General features: G+C 67.4%; 2 protein-coding genes. Both read right to left on the bottom strand.

Annotated elements, in window-relative coordinates:
* Positions 1-834 (bottom strand): helix-turn-helix domain-containing protein (locus H7J06_RS17490; protein WP_264040279.1); only part of this gene is annotated, 834 nt, incomplete at its 3' end.
* A 495-nt stretch (positions 835-1329) separates the two neighbouring features.
* Complete coding sequence (locus tag H7J06_RS17485; protein ID WP_149484112.1) at positions 1330-1533, bottom strand: toxin-antitoxin system; 204 nt, start codon at positions 1531-1533, stop codon at positions 1330-1332.
* Positions 1534-2178: the final 645 nt, after the last annotated feature.

Here is a 2178-nt window from a genome sequence, read left to right as displayed (position 1 = left end):
GCCGCGGGCGGCGCGCTCCACGTGTTGGGCGGCGACCCGGGCCCGGGCGGCGGCCCGTTCTTCGGCCTCCCGGGCGTCGTCGAGGGCCGCCGGGCGGGCGGTGTCATCGCCATGCCAGGCCAGCATCGCCCCCAACAATCCGATCGGTCGATGCGGGCTGTCGGGCACGGTGCCCTTCACGCCGATCCAGTCGCGGACCAACGCGTTGAGATCCCGCGCAGTCCACCGCTGCCGTGCCGGGCCGGCCAGCAGCCGCGCCCACGCCTGCGGGGTGTACCGGTGCGCCCACCGCGGGCTGTCCCGATCGGCCCGCCACGCCACCGCCAACCGCGTCCCCCCCGGATCCGGGCCACCCCCCGTTGTCCTAGCTGGCTTTTCCACGCCCGCAGGGCGGCGGCGACCGGTAGTAACCACCTTTCTACGAGAGGAAGAAGATCTAACAGAAGACCCTCTGGGATGGGGTGACAGCGCTGATACCTGACGGGCCAACTCCGCGTCGTCGTGCAACGCCCACACCGAGGCCCACCCCCGGCCACGGTCACCCACCCGCCACGACGCCAACCGTTCGGTGCGGGTGCGTTGGCGCCCGCGCAGCACCTCGGTGGCCACCCCCAACAACCGCAACGCCACATCGGCGCGCTGCACCGTACGCACGCTGTAGCCGGTGTCCGCGGCCAACCGCTCATTGGACGGCCGGCTGCCACGGCCGGTGCCGTACTCGGCGTACCGCGCGCGGGCCTCAGCGACACGTAGAACGGCTTTCCGACTGACCTGGTTGCCGCCCAGCACCGGACGCACGTGCGTGTCGTAGCGCAGGTCATAGGCGACCGGCACGGTGAATACCGTCCATCGCTCCGCGCGCCCGCTCCAGCACGGCACACCCGCGAAGGCCCGCTCCCCCAACTCCAACACGATCGCCGGCCCACGCCCGCCCTGTGGGGCAGTGCCGGGGAGTGCGCGGTGCCCGGCCGGGGACACCAACCGCAGCGCCCGTGTCGGGCGCGTGCGGACCACCCCGCGGCGCGGGCGAGCCGCAGTGCAACCGCGGTAGCTATGTGGGCGAAGATGACGATTCGATAAATCACGGTGCGCGTCATCTAGAACCGGAGACAGACGTGCGCTACCGTGAGAGCTGTCCACCAAGACAGTCCCTTCGGGGAAGGGGTGCGGAGAGCCCTGAACCGAGCGCCAACTCGGTTTGAATCTCTAGACGTGGCCCCGCCTAAGGCGGGGCCTTCGTCATTCAGCGGGAGATCCGCACACCAGCTATTCAGATGTCACGTGTCGGCCCAGGCTGATGTGTCCGGCAGCTCCGGGCTCGTACGGCGTTCACATCGCCAGCGGCAATTCCTCCCTGGACTTATTGAGTTCGAGAACAAGCTCAGGGTGACCGACGTGCTCAGCTAGCAGATCGGCGACGTACTGACCCATCGGAATGCCGAGCTGGGCCGCCCTTTGCTTGACGATGTCGTAGACCGTCCGAGGGGGGCGCGTCATGATCTGGGCACGATCACCTTTATGCGGCTGAGCCATGAGTGGAACTCTGCCAGCCCAGACAATCCGTAACTGATAGCGACACGCGGTTATATGCGACCGGTGTGACACCTGAGTTTGGGTCAGGCGGCGGGCTGGGCCGACTCCGCTCGACGGCGGCGCCTCGACTGAGGGTCGCGGTAAACGAGGTCAGCACTGACGACTGGCAGACCGACATGCGCCGTCGGCCGGGCGGAAGGCACAAAGCTTTCGCCGAAATAGCCTTCGGCTGGATTCTGAGCAATGCGAATGCGACAGATCAGCGTGTCATTGCCCCGTTGAACGGTCTTGTGTGCTGAGTCGCGCTGGGTTGCAGGGAACTAGGCCCGGTCCCCTTCCTCGTACTGGCCGCTCTTGTGCGTGGTGGGGGTGTCTGTCAGGGCTCGGCCGTGTCGACCGCGCAGCGGCGTGGCCTTGACCGAGACCCCCACCACGTTCACCAGGATTGCGAGCTAGGGAAGAGCAGCCGAGTTTGGCCCAGTTGAGAGGGCGTTGCTATCTCAGCTAGCACGGCTAGCTAGCAGCCGCGTTGGGTGAGGTAGGCGTCGAGGGCTTGGTCGGTGATGGAGGCGATGCTGATAGTGCGGTCGCCGGTTTCGTAGCGGAGTTTGGATAGTGCGGTCGCCGGTTTCGTAGCGGAGTTTG

The organism is Mycolicibacterium hodleri (assembly GCF_025822245.1).
In the GTDB taxonomy this organism is placed as follows: domain Bacteria; phylum Actinomycetota; class Actinomycetes; order Mycobacteriales; family Mycobacteriaceae; genus Mycobacterium; species Mycobacterium hodleri.
Note: the sequence above shows the minus strand (reverse complement) of the source record. Positions and strands in the feature narration are given on the sequence as shown.